This is a genomic window from Flavobacterium frigidarium DSM 17623 (assembly GCF_000425505.1).
Classification (GTDB): domain Bacteria; phylum Bacteroidota; class Bacteroidia; order Flavobacteriales; family Flavobacteriaceae; genus Flavobacterium; species Flavobacterium frigidarium.
The window spans coordinates 26,051-43,169 of record NZ_AUDO01000011.1; the positions used below are offsets into that span (position 1 = coordinate 26,051).

17 protein-coding genes are annotated in these 17,119 nt (G+C 34.1%); 7 read left to right on the forward strand and 10 right to left on the reverse strand.

What is annotated here, in order from left to right; translation table 11 throughout:
- Positions 1-107 precede the first annotated feature (107 nt).
- Genes H603_RS0108170 through H603_RS0108180 form a run of 3 tightly spaced genes read left to right on the forward strand, consistent with a single transcriptional unit; the run spans position 108 to position 4,528 of the window.
- A complete protein-coding gene (locus tag H603_RS0108170; protein ID WP_026708125.1) occupies positions 108-2,612 on the forward strand; it encodes a TonB-dependent receptor in 2,505 nt (834 codons plus the stop codon).
- 47 nt (positions 2,613-2,659) lie between these two features.
- On the forward strand, positions 2,660-3,610 hold the full coding sequence (locus H603_RS0108175; protein WP_026708126.1) for an alpha/beta hydrolase: 951 nt from the start codon (positions 2,660-2,662) through the stop codon (positions 3,608-3,610).
- Between the two features lie 3 nt (positions 3,611-3,613).
- The gene (locus H603_RS0108180) at positions 3,614-4,528 is read left to right on the forward strand and encodes a glycerophosphodiester phosphodiesterase family protein (RefSeq protein WP_026708127.1); all 915 of its coding nucleotides are present in this window, start codon (positions 3,614-3,616) and stop codon (positions 4,526-4,528) included.
- Between the two features lie 80 nt (positions 4,529-4,608).
- On the opposite strand, the gene H603_RS0108185 is transcribed toward H603_RS0108180, so the two are convergent.
- Complete coding sequence (locus H603_RS0108185; RefSeq protein ID WP_026708128.1) at positions 4,609-5,166, reverse strand: thioredoxin family protein; 558 nt, start codon at positions 5,164-5,166, stop codon at positions 4,609-4,611.
- 96 nt (positions 5,167-5,262) lie between these two features.
- Here H603_RS0108185 and H603_RS0108190 point away from each other — a divergent pair, with 96 nt between their 5' ends.
- Complete coding sequence (locus H603_RS0108190; RefSeq protein WP_026708129.1) at positions 5,263-5,604, forward strand: tRNA-binding protein; 342 nt, start codon at positions 5,263-5,265, stop codon at positions 5,602-5,604.
- A gap of 92 nt (positions 5,605-5,696) precedes the next feature.
- Here the strand turns inward: H603_RS0108190 and H603_RS0108195 are convergent, their stop codons facing one another.
- The 5 genes from H603_RS0108195 to H603_RS0108215 form a co-directional block, all read right to left on the reverse strand.
- Entirely contained in the window at positions 5,697-6,518 is an 822-nt protein-coding gene (locus H603_RS0108195; protein WP_026708130.1) for a sulfurtransferase, read from the reverse strand.
- Entirely contained in the window at positions 6,519-6,878 is a 360-nt protein-coding gene (locus tag H603_RS0108200; protein WP_035675716.1) for a DoxX family protein, read from the reverse strand.
- Between the two features lie 589 nt (positions 6,879-7,467).
- Positions 7,468-8,352, reverse strand: a complete 885-nt coding sequence (locus tag H603_RS0108205) for a mechanosensitive ion channel family protein (protein WP_026708132.1) — start codon at positions 8,350-8,352, stop codon at positions 7,468-7,470.
- A gap of 98 nt (positions 8,353-8,450) precedes the next feature.
- Complete coding sequence (locus H603_RS0108210) at positions 8,451-8,834, reverse strand: PUR family DNA/RNA-binding protein (RefSeq protein WP_026708133.1); 384 nt, start codon at positions 8,832-8,834, stop codon at positions 8,451-8,453.
- Between the two features lie 71 nt (positions 8,835-8,905).
- Entirely contained in the window at positions 8,906-10,666 is a 1,761-nt protein-coding gene (locus tag H603_RS0108215; protein ID WP_026708134.1) for an ABC transporter ATP-binding protein, read from the reverse strand.
- 202 nt (positions 10,667-10,868) lie between these two features.
- Between H603_RS0108215 and H603_RS0108220 the strand changes: the two genes are divergently transcribed.
- The 3 genes from H603_RS0108220 to yajC all read left to right on the forward strand — a co-directional run bounded on the left by H603_RS0108220 (position 10,869) and on the right by yajC (position 13,391).
- Positions 10,869-11,975 (forward strand): Glu/Leu/Phe/Val family dehydrogenase, encoded by a 1,107-nt coding sequence (locus tag H603_RS0108220; RefSeq protein ID WP_026708135.1) that lies wholly within the window; start codon positions 10,869-10,871, stop codon positions 11,973-11,975.
- Positions 11,976-12,176: 201 nt separating this feature from the next.
- Positions 12,177-13,088, forward strand: a complete 912-nt coding sequence (gene nusB, locus H603_RS0108225) for a transcription antitermination factor NusB (protein WP_026708136.1) — start codon at positions 12,177-12,179, stop codon at positions 13,086-13,088.
- A 30-nt stretch (positions 13,089-13,118) separates the two neighbouring features.
- Positions 13,119-13,391: a preprotein translocase subunit YajC gene (gene yajC / locus H603_RS0108230; RefSeq protein WP_026708137.1), complete on the forward strand. Its 273-nt coding sequence runs from the start codon at positions 13,119-13,121 to the stop codon at positions 13,389-13,391.
- A gap of 53 nt (positions 13,392-13,444) precedes the next feature.
- Here the strand turns inward: yajC and H603_RS0108235 are convergent, their stop codons facing one another.
- From H603_RS0108235 to H603_RS0108250, 4 genes are all read right to left on the reverse strand, one after another.
- Positions 13,445-14,914, reverse strand: coding sequence for a sensor histidine kinase (locus H603_RS0108235; protein ID WP_035675718.1), 1,470 nt, complete (start codon positions 14,912-14,914; stop codon positions 13,445-13,447).
- 2 nt (positions 14,915-14,916) lie between these two features.
- Positions 14,917-15,618, reverse strand: a complete 702-nt coding sequence (locus H603_RS0108240) for a response regulator transcription factor (protein WP_026708139.1) — start codon at positions 15,616-15,618, stop codon at positions 14,917-14,919.
- An 88-nt stretch (positions 15,619-15,706) separates the two neighbouring features.
- Positions 15,707-16,564, reverse strand: a complete 858-nt coding sequence (locus H603_RS0108245; protein ID WP_026708140.1) for a transporter family protein — start codon at positions 16,562-16,564, stop codon at positions 15,707-15,709.
- A 75-nt stretch (positions 16,565-16,639) separates the two neighbouring features.
- Complete coding sequence (locus H603_RS0108250; protein ID WP_026708141.1) at positions 16,640-17,104, reverse strand: hypothetical protein; 465 nt, start codon at positions 17,102-17,104, stop codon at positions 16,640-16,642.
- Positions 17,105-17,119: the final 15 nt, after the last annotated feature.

Consider the following 17,119-nt stretch of genomic DNA (forward strand, 5'->3'; position numbering starts at 1 on the left):
AATGGCAACTTTATTAATGGTACCGTAATACGGACTTAATTTACATTCGATCAATAAAAAATACTTTTGGAGCAATTAAATTATTAATCTAAACAGTATCAACAACGATGAACTTCAAGCATCTCTTTACAGTAATAGGACTATTATTTGCCTTTACAATGAACGCTCAAAATAATGCAGTTTTATCAGGAACGGTCAAAACAGATCAAGGAAAATTAGTTAAAGGAGCCACAATTATAATCGTAGGTTCAGCGATAAAAACAACTTCAAATGAAGAGGGCCGATTCAGCATCGAGAATTTAGAACCTAGAGAGTATAATTTGTCGGTTACTTATAAAAATTATTTCCCGCTGGAGCAAAATATTACAGTTGCATCTGGACAAAATACCGCCGCTTTTATGTTAGAGGAGATTCCGTCGATGTTAGAAGGTATAGTTGTTACCGCTCAAAAACGCGAACAGAAAAACAAAGATGTGCCTATCGCGATGACTTCTTATGGTAGCGATTTTATAACAAAGCAGGGAACATATGAGTATGATGCGCTATCTGATTTTGTTCCTGGTTTTCAAGTGCAAATTCAAAGTGTCAATAATCCAGGCGTTGTTATTAGAGGTATTACAAGTGATAGCGGGGATTCTCGAGTAGAACCGCGTGTATCAATATTTCAAGATGGTGTTTCTATTAGCAAATCAAGAGGTTCTGTTGTAGAATTATTTGATGTCGAAAGAGTAGAAGTACTTAAAGGACCACAAGGAACATTGTTTGGTCGTGGTGCCCAGATTGGTGCGATGCATATCATTCAAAATAAAGCCAAAAATGAAACTTCTGGATCAGTAAAAGTGGGTTACGGAAATTACAATCAGGTTTTAACAACAGCTTATTTTAATACACCATTGGTGAAGGATAAATTATTTATTAGAGCTGCTGGTATTTATAATGGTAGAGATGGCTATATCGAAAATCGTTCGGGAGGAGATTTAAACGGTAAACAAACGCTAGCTTTTAGAACGGCTTTGAAATATATTTTTTCGAATAAAACTAAAATTGACGTAATTGCAAACTGGCAAAAAGACACACCTCCAGGAACTTCCTTTAAAAGTGGAAGCTATGCGCCACTAGGAGGAGATTTGAGTCCAAATAGTTTTGCTGATCTAGAAAGAGGAAATGAATTAGGTGTAGATAGATCGGTGAAAGGAATAACCGCGATTGTAAAACACAATATTAATGCTAACTGGGATTTAACGAGCACCACAGCATACAGAGATTTTAATTCTGACGAAGCCTTTGATGCCGATGGAACTGCTGCACCAGCATTGTTTTTTAAAGAAATAGCCGAAGGAAAACAGTTTAGTCAAGAGTTGCGTTTCAATTTTGATAACAATTCTAAATTTAGAGGTTTCTTTGGGGGTAATTTCTTTGCCGAAAAGGGAAAGCAATACGTTCCTTGGGAATTAAACGAACAAAGTTTTGCGATGCTACTATTAAGTCCTGCTAATTTTGTAGTAAACGGGATACCGCAATTTTTACCAAATATTCCAAACGATCCGGCAACTTTTGGTCCCGCTGCCGGCCTTCCTCTCAGCGCAAGCAATTTTGAAGGAAATACCAATTACTCTAAAAATGCTTCAGGAGATCTCTTTGCAGATGCGTCTTATGATTTAACTTCAAAAATATCTGTGACCGCTGGTTTGAGAGGAACTTGGGAAAACAGTAATGCAGGATACCAAGTTGATGATGCTGCAGCACCTTCTAATGTAGGCTATTTGACAGGAGCTTATCCCAATAATCTTTTTGTAGGAACTAATGGTGCGCGTATCGAGGCTAACAAGAATTTTCTATCTGTAGTGGGGAGGTTTGCTGTAAATTATATGGTTAATGATAACGTGACACTTTTTGGTACGACATCTAGAGGCCGTCGCCCTAACGTAATTAATATTACTGCCGCAAATACAAATATTTTAGCTAATGAAATTGTATGGTCTTATGAAGTAGGAGCTAAATCTTTGTTCTTGAACAATAGCTTGCAATTTGATGTTAATGCGTATATTTATAATTATTCGAATTTTCAAACCAGTGTAACCAAATTTGTTGATGGTGTTTTTCAATCGACTACAGAGGATAGCGGGAACGCGTCATCTTTTGGTTTTGAAGCAGCTTTTCAATATGCTTTATCAAGACATGCTAGTTTTTTTGCAAATTATGGGTACATCGATGCTGCATTTGATAATACTGATGCCAATGGAAATCCTCAAGCTCTGGCTGGAAACACGTTTAGATTAACGCCTAAACATTCTGTTTCAGCGGGATTAGATTTATCTGCGGCGATTAATAAAAGCACAGACATCTTTTTTAGACCTTCTTACACTTATAAATCAAAGGTGTTTTTTGAAGAGACAAATTTACCTAACATTTCGCAAGCAGGTTACGGAATCATGAATTCGAGAGTAGGATTAATTATTAATAAAAAGTACGAACTTAATTTTTACATGAACAATATATTCGATAAAAAATACATTGTAGATGCTGGAAACACAGGTGGTGCTTTTGGAATTCCAACATTTATTGCGGGTGTGCCAAGATTATTTGGAGTGCAAGCATCGGCCAAATTTTAAAGTATTATTTTCGAATAATTAAAGTCTAAACTCAATAATAAAATAGAATGAAAAAATATTTATTAGCCTATGCTTTTGTAAGTTTGTGTAGTACAATGGCTCAAAGTCAAGAGATTGCTCCCAATGAAAAACTATCAAATATGGATCGCATTATCGCTCTAAGCGAGGCAAAAGTCCAAGGTGTAAAACCTGATAATGAGGCAAAGATCCTGTGGGCTGATGCCAAAAATTATAAAAAAACGGAAGTAGCATTTGTTTACCTACATGGATTTGGGGCAAGTAGCAGAGAGGGCGAGCCCGTAATGAGCCTGCTTGCCAAAAAATACCACGCCAATGTATATTTATCGCGATTGAAGGAACACGGAATCGAGCGCGAAAATGGTTTTGAATACCTAACTCCCGAAAATTATATTGCCTCTGCAAGAGAGGCGGTAGCGATAGGAAAACGACTAGGTAATAAAGTGGTAGTTGTAAGTACATCGACAGGCGGAACGTTGAGCTTGACGTTAGCTGCAGCAGATAAAGATATTGCAGCCTTAGTTTTATACTCGCCTTTTATTGATTTAATAAATCCTCAAATGACAGCTATATTAACAAAAGAAGGTAAAGAGGGCTTTGTGAAAATGAATGGTGGCGAAATCCAAAAACAAAAACGAGCTGCTGATGAAGCAAAATATTGGAGCACCTCATATCATGTAAATGGGTATGTTTCTTTAATTAAAATGCTTAAAGATAACATGACCAAAGAAACTTTTAAAAAGGTAGATTGTCCTGTCTTTGTAGGCTATTATTATAAAAATGAGAAAGAGCAAGATCAAGTGGTCTCTGTTCCTGCAATATTAAAAATGTATGAAGAATTAGGTACTGCGACAGATGAAAAAAAGAAATTTGCTTTTCCTGAATCTGGAAATCACGTTATAGCTTCAGATCTAAGATCAAAAGATTATAAATCAGTGTACAATGAAACGGTACAGTTTTTAGACGGTTTAAATTTATAGAAGATGAAAAAAATCATTCTAATTGCTACAGCAGTTATTGCAACTAGTTGTAGTCAAAAAGTGGTAAATACTACTAATGCAGTTACTAAAAATAACGTCATGAAAACCTATGATTTTGAATTGCAAGGACATCGCGGAGCAAGAGGATTAGCACCAGAAAACACTATAGCCGCTTTTAAAAAAGCACTAGAGTTAAATGTAAATACGCTAGAACTTGATGTGGTTGTGACCAAAGATAAACAACTCATCGTCTCTCACGAACCTTGGCTTAACGCTAAAATTACTCTTGATAAATCGGGAAAGCAAGTTGGTGAACAAGACGCGCTAGCCTATAATATTTACCAGCATGACGTTGCTGATTTGCAAACCTATGATGTCGGAAGTTTGGGGAACACTTTATTTCCAGAGCAGAAAAAAGAGAAAATAAGCAAACCGCTGCTGTCTACTGTTTTTAAAATGGCTGAAAAGGCAAACCCTACTATTTTGTACAATATCGAAATCAAGAGTACGATTGAAGATGAAGAAAAAGGGTTTCAACCAAGTGTTGCCGAGTTTTCAGATTTATTAGTACGTGAAATTGAACAAAATGTACCGAAGGAGAGGGTAGTGATTCAAAGTTTTGATATACGAGTATTACAGTACATTCATTCAAAGTATCCCGAATTTACACTGTCATACTTAACTTTCGAAAATAACTTTGAAAAAAACATTGAGCTTTTGGGATTTACGCCGACAATTTATAGTCCGTATTATGTTTTGCTGAACGCAGATGAGGTGAAAACCATACATACTAAAAATGTAAAAGTGATTCCATGGACAGTGAATACTGCACCTGAAATGCAAGAATTATTAGAAATAGGAGTTGATGGGTTAATAAGTGATTATCCAAATCTGGCTTTGCCATTTAGAAAAAAATAAAATGTTGTTTAAATAAATAAAAGCGTCTCAAAATTAATTTTTGAGACGCTTTTTATCTTTTATCCTAATTTGAATGCCTTTTATTTCCATTTAATACCACAACCAATGCTTGGTTTTTGCTCTTCATTTAAGGTGCGATTGTATACTACGCTATCGATGGCGCCTCTTAGATCGCTACCACTTAATGGAATTCCGTTTCCGGGGCGACTATCATCAAGTTGGCCTCGGTAAACTAATTTGTCTTGGTTGTCAAATAAAAAGAAATCAGGAGTACAAGCGGCTTGGTAAGCTCTTGCTACATCTTGAGACTCATCATATAAATAGGGGAATTCAAAATCATTTTCAAAGGCATATTCCGTCATTAAAGCTGGAGAATCTTGCGGAAAATTAACCACGTCATTACTGGATATTGCAATAATTCCCAATCCTTGTACACGATAATCATTGGCAATCATAATCACTTCTTCAATGACATGATGTACAAATGGACAATGATTACAAATAAATAAAACAAGTGTACCTTTTTCACCTTTTAAATCGGCAAAAGAGAACCATCCTGTTTCAGAGGTGCGGTCATTCAAGAAGAATTCAGGTGCTTTTGTTCCTAACGGAAGCATATTTGAGGTGGTTCTAGCCATTGTACTGTATTTATATTTGAACCTTAAAGTTACTAAAAACAGATTGCTTTTAAGTTAAAATGATTATTTTTAGTTGTAATACATAAAGAAGTCGAGATGGAAAATAATTTGAGTTGGCAAGAATTCGAAAAAGTAGCAATGCGAGTAGGTACTATTTTAGCAGTAGATGATTTTCCAGAGGCTAGAAAACCAGCATACCAACTGACAATTGATTTTGGAGCTGATATAGGCATTCGAAAAACATCTGCTCAAATTACAAAACGTTACTTAAAATCAGATTTATTAAACCGTCAAATCGTAGCAGTTGTTAACTTTCCTAAAAAGCAAATAGGCAAGTTTATGAGTGAGTGTCTCATTCTGGGTGCCGTTGGAGACAACGGCGATGTTGTTTTGCTAGCGCCAGATTTTAAAATAGAAAACGGATTGCGAATAGGGTAAGTTATTTTCTGGCTTTCGCCAAAGTGATTCAGATAGAATTAGTCGTTTGTAAGTAGCATATAAAGATATAAATTTAGTTGACTTTCGTAGCTCTATTCAATAGGTAGGCTTGCAATTTGTCCCCATTCGGTCCAGGAACCGTCATATATGGCTTTTGGATTATTGTTGGCAACAATTTCATAAGCCATCAAGACAATACAAGCTGTAACGCCTGAACCACAACTAAAATATATTGGTTTGTTGTGTTGCGGTAATACTTTAACCAATTCTTCTTCAGTCAAAAAGTGACCGTCACGAAGCACATTGGGATATGGAATGTTACTTGATCCCGGAATATGACCACTACGCAATCCTTCTCTTGGTTCTTCAGTTTCTCCAGTAAAGCGATCGTTAGAACACGCATCAATTAATATCGCTTCCTTCGTTTGGATGTTTTCTAGAACTTGTTCTTTAGTTCTAACGGTTTCGGGATTGAAATGAGCTTCAAAATTCCCGTGTGCATAGACTCTTTTTGCTGTAGGTTCTAATGGTAGATTCTCTTTTGCGTAAGCGGGAAGGCCGCCATCAAGAACCCACACATTTTCATGTCCCATGATGGTGAATAACCACCAAGCTCGCGGACTAGAATAAATTCCTAAGCTGTCATAAATTACGATCTTACTATCGCTGTTTATTCCGAGTTTTTGTGCTGCTGCTGTAAATATGTGCGCAGTAGGAAGCGTATTTGGTAAAGGATTTGTTATATCACTAAAGTCATTCTTAATGTCAAAATATCGAGCGTCTTTAATTTGAACATCTTGAAATTGTGAAGCTACCTTTGCCTGATTAACTTGCTGACTTGCATCAAGAATAATCAACGTTGGGTCTTGTAAATTATTAGCAAGCCATTTCACAGATACAATTGATGATTTCATTTAGAGGTTTTTAAAAACTTTTTTATCATAAATATAGGAAATGATAACTAATATTATTGCTATCAAAGCAGTTAAGTGGCCGCCATCTTTAACATTAATGTGCGCACTAAAAGCTAGTACAAAATCAAAAAAGAAACCGGCATAAGCTAGTTCTTTTAAAAATGTGGATTTTTTAATCAAAATTGCCAAGACACCTAAAATTTTGGCGAAAGCTAGAGGGTAAATGATATAAGTAGGGTAGCCTAAACTTTTGAAGATTCCTTCGACCATGGTAGTATTAAAAAGGTACATTCCAGCAGACATGAGCATTAATAAACATAATAATATCGTAGCAGTCCAGTAAATAATTTTGTTTGTCATAATAGTTTTTAGGTTTGATTCTAGTTTTAAATTTGTTTCTAATTGTTTTGCTACTTGATGAGGTTACAAACTTCTATTTTAATAGCTATAGGTTATGGTATTATTTGTAACGAAAAGAATTGTGATTTAGTTGTAATCTATATTATTTAGTGGAATTTATAGAGTTAGAAAAGTAATGATTGAAGCAAGTTACAATCTGCTGCTTACAATTGGTTTCAAATATCATTAAATAATGCTCAACTTCCATATACTGATTCAGTTTATAAATATAACATGTCGTTTTATTCTTCAATTAAAAATATACCTATTATTAGAAAGAAAAGTAAACCAGCGCTATGTTGATAGTAGCAGGAGTTATGCTAAAGGTTCAAGTATTCAATTAATCTTTTCTTGAACACGATTCTGTAAAAACAATATATAAATAGCGATATGCAGGCAGCGGTGGTAATGCATAAAACCAGTTATTTCACTGCTACTATATAATCAAAATTCTCCTTGACGAAGTACATGTTGATTTAATAAATTGCTGATAAAAAAAATGCCTGAAAAACTGAGTTTTCAGGCATTCAAAATAATGTGTGATTGTTAATTATTTTTCAGCTTCAATAGGCTGAGGCTGATGTACTACCATTTGAGGGAAAGGGATTTCGATTCCTTCTTTGTCAAAAGCAGCTTTGAGACGTTTACGAAGTTCTCCGGTTACTTCCCATTGTTTACTTGGTAGTGTTTCGCCTAAAATTTTCATCATTATAGCTGAGTCAGCAAATTCATTTACTCTTAAGAATAAAGGTGGTGCGAGAATCACCGTTTGCCATTGTGGATCAGCAGCTAAATCGTTTCCAACTTTGTTAATGACCGTAATTACATGTTCTAAATTGGAATTATAACTTACACCCATATCTAAATTTATTCTAGAGAAATCCTTAGATAAGTTAGATACTTTTTTAATCTCTCCGTGAGGAATGTGGTGTACAGTACCATCCATATCTCTAAGCGTTGTTTTGCGCAGGCTAATTTCCTGCACAGCACCACTAGCATTGTCAAAACTAACAACGTCTCCTATGCGATACTGATTTTCAAGAATAATAAACAAACCGCTAATAACGTCACGTATTAAATATTGCCCACCAAATCCAAAGGCCAGACCAACAATACCGGCGGCAGCTAGAATAGGAGCAATCTCAATACCAAATTCCTGTAAAATCATTAAGGTAGCCATAATGATTAGTGCGATTTGAGCCGTTGTGGTAAAAATTTGAATTAATGTATTCTCTCTTTTTTCCTCTGCTTCAGGAGAACCAAAGTGATCAGGTCTTACAGCTATTTTAACTGCTCTAGCTATAAATTTAGCAAGTATTTTGTGAATTATAAATGTTGCGATAGTAATAAAAATAATTTTTACGCCACTTGTAAGTAGCCACGGAACTATTAACTCGCTGTATTTTTCTAAGTTTTTTTCAAAAATTTCTTTCATGTTTTTTTCGATTAAAATTTCAAATGTCATTTAAACTAAAAAGCCCTAAAAACCGTTAGGTCTCTGGACTTTAAAATGCGTTTTAGTATCAATTAATTTTAGATATCATCAAAATCTATGTCGGTGAAGCTTGATACGCTTGGTATAGCTTCTTCCATCTCTACTTTTTCAAGTACGTATTCTTTTTTAAAATCCTTTTGGTGTCTTTCTGATATTACTTCTTCCCCTTTGTGATTTAAAACGTAAGAAGTCATGTCATTTAGTATTTCTGAAAATGAGGCGAAATCCTCCTTATATAAATATATTTTATGTTTTTTAAAGTGAAAAGAGCCATCCTCTTCAGTGAATTTTTTACTCTCAGTAATTGTGATGTAGTAATCATCAGCTTTTGTCGCTCTTACATCAAAAAAGTAGGTTCTTCTTCCTGCACGTAAAACCTTAGAAAAAATTTCTTCTTTTTCTAATATGTCATTTTCTCTCATAATCCGTTCTCTCAATTAATGGTTGTTAAGTAGTAACCAAAAATCATAAAAATTAATGTATTATACAACAATTAAGGCAATTCTTTTTCTGAAAGTTGCTTAAGATATAGGGAAGCATAATAGCCCTCTTCATTTAGTAATTGATTATGAGCTCCTTGTTGGATAATTTTTCCATCCTCTAGAATAATAATTTTGTTTGCATTCTTTGCGGAAGAAACACGGTGGCTTACAATTATCGTTGTTTTGTCTTTACAAATTTCGAATAAATTATTTAAAATAGTCTCTTCTGTTTCTGTATCTACTGCTGATAAGCAGTCATCAAATAGTAATATAGGAGGGTTTTTAATAATTGCTCTTGCGATAGATACACGTTGTTTTTGTCCTCCTGATAGGGTAATTCCACGTTCACCAAGTACGGTGTCGTATTTTTTATTGAAACCCATGATATTATTGTGTACCACAGCGCTTTTCGCAGCATTCATTACTTCCTCATCTGTAGCGTCTTCTTTACCAAATTTTATATTATTCTTTATCGAATCAGAAAATAAGAAAGCGTCTTGAGGAACGATACCAATGTTATTACGTAAATCATTTAAATTCAAGCTTTGTATGCTTTTGCCGTCGATATTGATTACGCCATCAGTTACATCGTAAAGTCTCGAAATTAAAGATAAGATACTTGATTTTCCAGAACCAGTTTTCCCTAATATGGCGAGAGTCTCTCCTTTTTGAACTGTAAATGAAATGTTTTTTAATGCGGTAATATTAGTATCTGCATAGGTAAAGCTTACGTCATTAAATGAGATTGCACCTTCAATTATGGAGCGTTCTGTAGTGTTGTTCTGAATTTCAGGTTGGATTTTCAAGAACTCATTCAATCTTTTTTGAGAAGCCTCAGCCTCTTGAACCATGGATGATACCCATCCCAACGAAGCTACTGGCCAAGTAAGCATGTTTACATATAAAATGAATTCGGCGATTGTACCAATGCTTTGAATGGTTCCATCGATATACATTAATCCTCCAAAATAAATAACTACCAAGTTACTAATTCCAATAAGCGCCATCATTAATGGACCAAAAAGTGATTGCACTTTTGCTAGGTTCAAACTCTTACTTTTACTTTCGTTAGCAAGATTAACCATATTGTTGCTATGTTGCTGCTCTAAGGAATAAGCTTTAATTACGCGCAAACCTGAGAATATCTCCTGCGAAAAACTAGAGACTTTAGAAAGGTATTGCTGAAAAATAGTACTTCGCTTATTGATTTCGGTGCTTAATTTAAAAATACCATAAGACAACAGTGGCAGGGGCAACAACGTATAAGCAGTTAATCGCGGAGATACATTGTACATGTATATAATTACAATTGCAAAACGTATAATTGTATTAATACTATACATGACTGCAGGACCTACATACATTCTAACCTTTGAGACGTCTTCACTAATGCGATTCATTAAATCTCCTGTTCGGCTTTGTTTGTAGAAGTTTTGACTTAAATTTTCATATTGTCTAAAAACTTCATTTTTTAAATCAAATTCGATATGACGAGACATCACAATAAGTGTTTGTCTCATTAAAAACGTTAGTAATCCAGCTACAATAGTAGTGGCCACAATTAATAGTACATTCGAAATTAACTCTTCTCTAATGACTGTAGAAGATACAGATGTGTCTTTTGAAAACTCCTCAATAACCTTAAAAGATTGGCTAATCAATTTAGGAGTGAAAAGCATGAATATTTGAGCAATGATTGTAAATATAATTCCTAGTGAAAAGCTGTATTTATATTTTACAAAATATTTATTTAAATAACTTAGTTCTTTCATTTTTTTGTGAAATTCTCTATTGAAATTGATGTTTTATTGTGCAATCCTTTATGGAATTGCAATTTTTAATTTATTAAAAAAGCTACTTTTCTTAGTGTAAATGCATTTTTATCATAAAAAAATGAAAGATATGCATATTTTGTGTAATTTTGATTTGTCTTTTTGACAAATTCATAATAATATCACTTTAAAATAAAGCTATATGGATGCAACTTTTGCAACTGGAAAGGACCTTCAAAAAATGGATCCAGTTTTTGGACAATTATCATTTAATGATCACGAACAAATTGTATTTTGCAACGACAAAGATACGGGTTTAAAAGCAATTATTGGTATTCATAATTCAGTTATGGGGCCAGCTTTAGGAGGTACTCGAATGTTTGATTATGCTAATGAATGGGAGGCGTTAAACGACGTCTTAAGATTGTCTCGCGGGATGACTTATAAGGCAGCAATCACAGGATTAAATATCGGTGGAGGTAAAGCGGTAATTATCGGTGATGCTAAGACTAAAAAGACACCTGAATTAATGCGCAAGTTTGGTGAATTTGTTCACGGATTGAGCGGGCGTTACATTACTGCAGAAGATGTAGGAATGGAAACTAAAGATATGGATATTGTGAGAGATGTTACTCCTTATGTAACAGGAATCTCTGAAGAAAGAGGTGGTTCAGGAAATCCTTCTCCTGTTACTGCTTACGGAGTTTACATGGGAATGAAAGCTGCTGCAAAACATAAATTTGGATCAGACTCACTTGCTGGAAAAAGAATATTAGTTCAAGGAATAGGACACGTAGGGGAGACTCTAGTAGAATATTTGACAAAAGAAGGTGCTGTTGTAATAATTGCTGATATCAATGAGGAAAAATTATACGAAGTAGGAAATAAATATGGTGCAACAATATACACGGGAGCCGATTTATATACTGCTGATGTAGATATTTATGCGCCATGTGCAATGGGAGCAACGATCAATGATGTTACAATTGATAAAATTAAGGCTAAGGTTATCGCTGGAGCGGCAAACAATCAATTAGCAAACGAAGATATTCACGGAGCTAGATTACAAGAACGTGGTATTTTATATGCACCTGATTTTTTAATTAATGCAGGTGGAATCATCAATGTTTATGCTGAGTTAGAGCATTATGGTAAAGCTGAGATTATGACAAAAACTGAGAATATTTACAACACGACTTTAGAAATTTTGGATTATGCTGTTGCAAATAACATCACTACTCATCATGCTGCACTTAAAATTGCACAAGATCGTATTGATCAAAGAAAGCTAGAAAACAGTAGAAAATAATTTGCTATGATTTATTATTATTCCGTGTGGTGCTTTTAAAATGATAATTAATTTGTCATTCTAAGAGTGCTAGCACGGAATACTTTTTTAAAATAAGCATTTATATATTTTATTTTAAAAAATGAAATTCTTATTTTTGCACCCTAATTTAATAAAAGTTCTTACAAGGTGGTAAATAGAAGACACATTCGCGTGAAGGTGATGCAATCCATTTATGCGATGCATCAAAATGGCTCAGATAACTTAGAGAAAGAGGAAAAATTCCTTTTCTACAGTATCGATAATATTCAAGATTTATACCTTACGATGATTTCTTCTTTAATGGAAATCTGTAAAAAAGAGGCTGAGTTTTTACACAAATCAAGCCTGAAACACCTTGCAACTCCGCAAGAACGCAACCCTAATGAAAAATTTGTTAAGAACAGTATCTTCCAAATTCTTGCCGAAAACAATTCTTTGAGTATTGCTTTAGAGACAAGAAAAATAGATGCTTGGACACTTCATGAAGATTATATTTCTTTATTATTGACTGCAATTAAAACAAGTCCATATTATATTGATTATATGAGTAAAGAAGGATCGACATTTGAAGAAGATAGACAGCTAATTGCAAACCTTTTTGGTGAAGTTATTGCTCCTAATGAGAAATTGTACGAATTTTTAGAAGATGATCAATTAACTTGGATAGATGATATTCCTTTAGTTAACACGCATATTTTAAAACAGTTAAAGTCAATGAAGCCTATAGTGGATGATGATTTTACAGTTCCTAAAGTATATAAAGATGCTGAAGATAAGGCTTTTGTAAAAGATTTGTTTCGAAAAACAATTCTGAACGAATCAGAGCTTGCTAAAGAATTTGTTGATAAAACACCTAATTGGGATAGTGAAAGAATTGCTGAGGTAGATACGATCATTTTAAAAATGGCTATCTGTGAATTTTTAAAATTTCCCTCAATTCCAGTTAAAGTTACTTTAAACGAATATTTAGAGCTTGCAAAAGAGTACTCTACTCCAAAAAGTAGTATTTTTATCAACGGAATTCTAGATAACCTAGTTAAAGAATTAGAATCGAATAAAAAAATGCAAAAAACCGGTCGTGGTTTAATGTAATATTAATAAACAAAAACAGAATTTAAAACTATGGAAAACTTAACTCAATTTGCGCCTTTTATTTTAATGTTTGTAGTGATCTATTTCTTCATGATTAGACCACAACAAAAAAGAGCAAAAAACGAAAAAGAGTTTGAAAGCACTTTAAAAGTAGGAGATAAAATTATTACTAAAAGTGGTTTACACGGTAGAGTTGCTGAACTATCAGAAGGTACTGTAGTTGTTGAAACTATGGCTGGAAAGTTAAAAATGGAGCGTACTGCAATTTCTATGGAAATGAGTGCTGCTTTAGCAAAAAAATAATTTCAATATTTGGAATAAAAAAAACCGATGTGCAAGCATCGGTTTTTTTGTTTTTATGAACTGCATTTTAATCTAAAAATAAAACTGCTTCCCTTGCCTTCAATACTCTGCACTTCTAGAGTACCATCATGTAAGTCAAGAATCTTCTTTACTATTGCGAGGCCTAAACCAGTACTATTCTTGATGTCACTGTAATTATCAGATCGGTAGTATCTCGCAAAAATACGTTCTCGATCTTTGTCAGGAATACCTATACCGTTATCACTAATCGAAATTTTGACATGATCATTATGGCATTTTTCTGTTACTATAGTGATGTGTCCGTTTTCAGGGGTGAATTTAATTGCATTGTCAAGTAGGTTCTGAATCACTCTTTCGATCAATGAGATGTCAGCAAATACAGGAGCTAATTCCTTCGATAAAAAAGTTTCAATAGTGATGTTCTTTGTTTTAGCAATAAGATTATATTTAGTCCCAATATCGTTAACTAACTCACTAATGATAAAAGGCTCTTTCTCTGGTTTGATTTGATTTGCTTCTAACTTAGATAACTCAAACAACTCATTCACCAGTTTTTCTAGTTTTTCTGAGCTCTTGCTTACTGTATCAATATATCGCTTTCGATCTTCGGCAGATATCGAATTTTCTTTGATTTGCAATGTTTCAAGATAACCTCTAATAATCGCAATTGGCGTTCTTAAGTCATGAGATACATTAGCAATGAGTTCTCTTCTTAGGTTTTCAACTTCCTTTAGCTTATTGATATTATTAGTTAGTATATCAGCCATTTCATTAAAAATCTCGGCTAGTGGTTTCTCGCTACCAATGGTTTCTAAATCAACTCTAGCAGTTAAATCTCCTTGTTTAAATTGCTGCATGACATGAAGAATCTTGCTGTAATTTCGAGTAATTGTATTAATAATTAGAAGCCCTATTACAAAAGTAAAAAATAACGTTACACCCATAGTTCTAAAACTAATTTGTAACAAGAAGCTGGTAAAAAGAGCATCTGTAGTGGGCATTTCTTTTTCACCATTTAAAACCACATAAATATAAGCGTATAGCATGTTGTTCATGGTCAACGGATGAGCCGAAAACGCTTTTTGTGTGCTAGGGTTTAGAGGATCGTCACCCTTTATAAATTTTTTCTCTTTATCATTTATAAAACTTTTGATAGGTGCCAGGTCAATTGTGGTAGATTTTAAGTTTTTCTCTGGCGGATACCACGCAAGTATTTGTCCTGTGGGATTAACAAGGTAGACTTCGAGATTGGGGTTAATTGCTCTAACGTGATGAAACATTTCGTTTAAAGCGGGCTTTATTACTTGACCATTATAAAAAGGAGTCGAGTTCTCTATGATGTTCTTAGCGGTATCTCGATTTAAACGTTGGTCGACTTCTTCCAAGTATTCCGTCGAATATTTATAACTAATGTACACATGTACTACACCTACAATCGCTAGTAGAAAGAAGAAAACTACCGATATTTTCCAAAATAATGGATTAAATTTTTTCTTTTCCATGCTTATACAATTTCATCTGAAAATCTGTAACCAATTCCCCAAGTTGTTAATATAAATTTAGGATTGGTAAGATTGGGTTCTATTTTTGTTCGGAGTCTGTTGATATGTGAGTTCACCGTATGTTCGTAGCCTGAAAACTCGTAACCCCATACGGTATTAAGTAGCGTTTCACGAGAATAACTAATACCCGGATTGGACATGAACAAATGTAATAAATCAAATTCTTTAGGCGTAAGATCTACCACTTCATCTGCTAGAGTAACCTTCCTTTTTAGCGTGTCCATAGTTAAATTATGTCGTTGTAATATTTCAGGCACCGGCAGAGGTTCGGGAGTCGACATTTCGTTGCGTCTAATTAGTGCTTTTACTCGCGCTATAAATTCTCTAATGCTAAATGGTTTTGTCAAGTAGTCATCGGCTCCGGTCTCTAATCCAATAATTTTATCAATTTCTTCGCTACGCGCTGTGAGCATCATGATAGGTGTGGTGTTTTTATCTGCTCGAATGCGTTTGCATATTTCGATGCCATTGATATCGGGTAACATTAAGTCTAAAATAATAACATCATAATGATTTGCTTTCACTAGGTCTAAACCGTCAAAACCAGTGTATGCTTTTGTTAATTCAGCATGTATGTCTTTCAAGTGAATTTCGACGAGTTCAACAATAGAAGGGTCGTCTTCGATAATTAAAATGTTTTTCATAGTCTTTGTAGTTACGTATTGATGCGCAGCAAGGCGGTTAAGGTGATCAGAGTGGTAAAATACAACTTATTATTTTATTTATAAAAAGCTATTTTCTTTTATAAACAATTCCAAATGAAAGGATATTGTTAGTATAGACGTTTTTTGCTTTTACAATTGCACTATTAGTATTAAAATATTGCGCAGTGATTCCAAAATTATTTCCTAGTTCATACATTCCTCCTACAGATACAGCAGTATATGTCGTTCCATCGCCTCGAATGAAATCAGCAAATTGCGGTCCTTTACCAACGCCTGTTTGTATAAGTACTTTACTATTCATCCATAATTTATCAAATAATTTATAGCCCACTTCAACACCTGATTGAAACTGGTTTTGGAAATCACGATCTTGATAAGTCGTCCTGTAATTGAAAGCGCTAAAAGCACTTGCATACAATTTTGATGGTGCAAATGAATGTGATACCGCTAGTGTTGTCCAAACATTAAATTCACCATCTCCTGATGGTAAGTTGATTTGATCTAATGGATTTTGATTGTTTGTTGCAAAATTATTGGCTCTTCCGGTAGGTAATTCGGGTGCTACAGAAATAGAAAGGGGAAATGATTTTTGTAGTAGTTGGTATTTTAATTCCAATCTAACATCACCAAAGCCGCTAACATTATTTGTCGTTTCGTAACCGTTTTGTTTAAATAATGGAATTGATGTAATCGCTGTCAAACGATCTGTTATTCCATATTCTCCATAGATAGAAACGGCTTTTTGCGAAAAATCGCTAGTTTTGAGACTTTTTCCATCGTTGTTTCTAAAATCAGATGATTTATACGAACTATAATCTAGTTTAAAGAAATAGTCATTTTTTGCTTTTGTCCAACCGCTTTGAGCGTTAGTAGGTATCGTTAATATGAAAGCTAACAGTAAAAATATAGTAGAGATTTTTTTCATGTCTTTTTATTTTATTTTAAAAACAAAAGACATTGATGGTTTAATCAATGTCTTTTGTTTAAAAAAAGTTTATTATTATTTCAATAATCCATTTCCAAACGGGATGTTTGCTGAACCGCACCATACGATTACATAGTCTAATCCTGCTGGAATCGTTCCATCAACTTTGTAAAAAGCTTCTCCGTTCTTGTTTACAATTCCAATTAATTTTAAATCAGGATTTCCTGTACCAGGACTAGCAGTAAAAGTCGCTGTTCTAGATAAATAAATTGTAGCGGTACCCGTTCCTAATTCTGTAGTAAAATCTGATCCTAAGTGTACAAAAGTGGTGTTGCTGTTGTCAACTCCAGTTTCAATTAAACCTTTTGTTGGAGTACCATTTTGAGCTGTTAAAGTTCCTGTCTTAATTGCCGTGAAAGCACCTACTGGGTTTGCTGTATCTACTTGTACTTCTACAGTTTCATTGTTGTCAGAAGAACAAGCAACAGTTGAAATTGAAACTAAAGCTAATGCGATCATTGTAGTAAAAATTCTTTTCATAATTCTAATTTTAAG

Coding starts and splice junctions, on each gene's coding strand:
- H603_RS0108170 (WP_026708125.1), top strand. CDS start 108: ATGAACTTCAAGCATCTCTTTACAGTAATAGGACTATTATTTGCCTTT.
- H603_RS0108175 (WP_026708126.1), top strand. CDS start 2,660: ATGAAAAAATATTTATTAGCCTATGCTTTTGTAAGTTTGTGTAGTACA.
- H603_RS0108180 (WP_026708127.1), top strand. CDS start 3,614: ATGAAAAAAATCATTCTAATTGCTACAGCAGTTATTGCAACTAGTTGT.
- H603_RS0108185 (WP_026708128.1), bottom strand. CDS start 5,166: ATGGCTAGAACCACCTCAAATATGCTTCCGTTAGGAACAAAAGCACCT.
- H603_RS0108190 (WP_026708129.1), top strand. CDS start 5,263: ATGGAAAATAATTTGAGTTGGCAAGAATTCGAAAAAGTAGCAATGCGA.
- H603_RS0108195 (WP_026708130.1), bottom strand. CDS start 6,518: ATGAAATCATCAATTGTATCTGTGAAATGGCTTGCTAATAATTTACAA.
- H603_RS0108200 (WP_035675716.1), bottom strand. CDS start 6,878: ATGACAAACAAAATTATTTACTGGACTGCTACGATATTATTATGTTTA.
- H603_RS0108205 (WP_026708132.1), bottom strand. CDS start 8,352: ATGAAAGAAATTTTTGAAAAAAACTTAGAAAAATACAGCGAGTTAATA.
- H603_RS0108210 (WP_026708133.1), bottom strand. CDS start 8,834: ATGAGAGAAAATGACATATTAGAAAAAGAAGAAATTTTTTCTAAGGTT.
- H603_RS0108215 (WP_026708134.1), bottom strand. CDS start 10,666: ATGAAAGAACTAAGTTATTTAAATAAATATTTTGTAAAATATAAATAC.
- H603_RS0108220 (WP_026708135.1), top strand. CDS start 10,869: ATGGATGCAACTTTTGCAACTGGAAAGGACCTTCAAAAAATGGATCCA.
- nusB (WP_026708136.1), top strand. CDS start 12,177: ATGCAATCCATTTATGCGATGCATCAAAATGGCTCAGATAACTTAGAG.
- yajC (WP_026708137.1), top strand. CDS start 13,119: ATGGAAAACTTAACTCAATTTGCGCCTTTTATTTTAATGTTTGTAGTG.
- H603_RS0108235 (WP_035675718.1), bottom strand. CDS start 14,914: ATGGAAAAGAAAAAATTTAATCCATTATTTTGGAAAATATCGGTAGTT.
- H603_RS0108240 (WP_026708139.1), bottom strand. CDS start 15,618: ATGAAAAACATTTTAATTATCGAAGACGACCCTTCTATTGTTGAACTC.
- H603_RS0108245 (WP_026708140.1), bottom strand. CDS start 16,564: ATGAAAAAAATCTCTACTATATTTTTACTGTTAGCTTTCATATTAACG.
- H603_RS0108250 (WP_026708141.1), bottom strand. CDS start 17,104: ATGAAAAGAATTTTTACTACAATGATCGCATTAGCTTTAGTTTCAATT.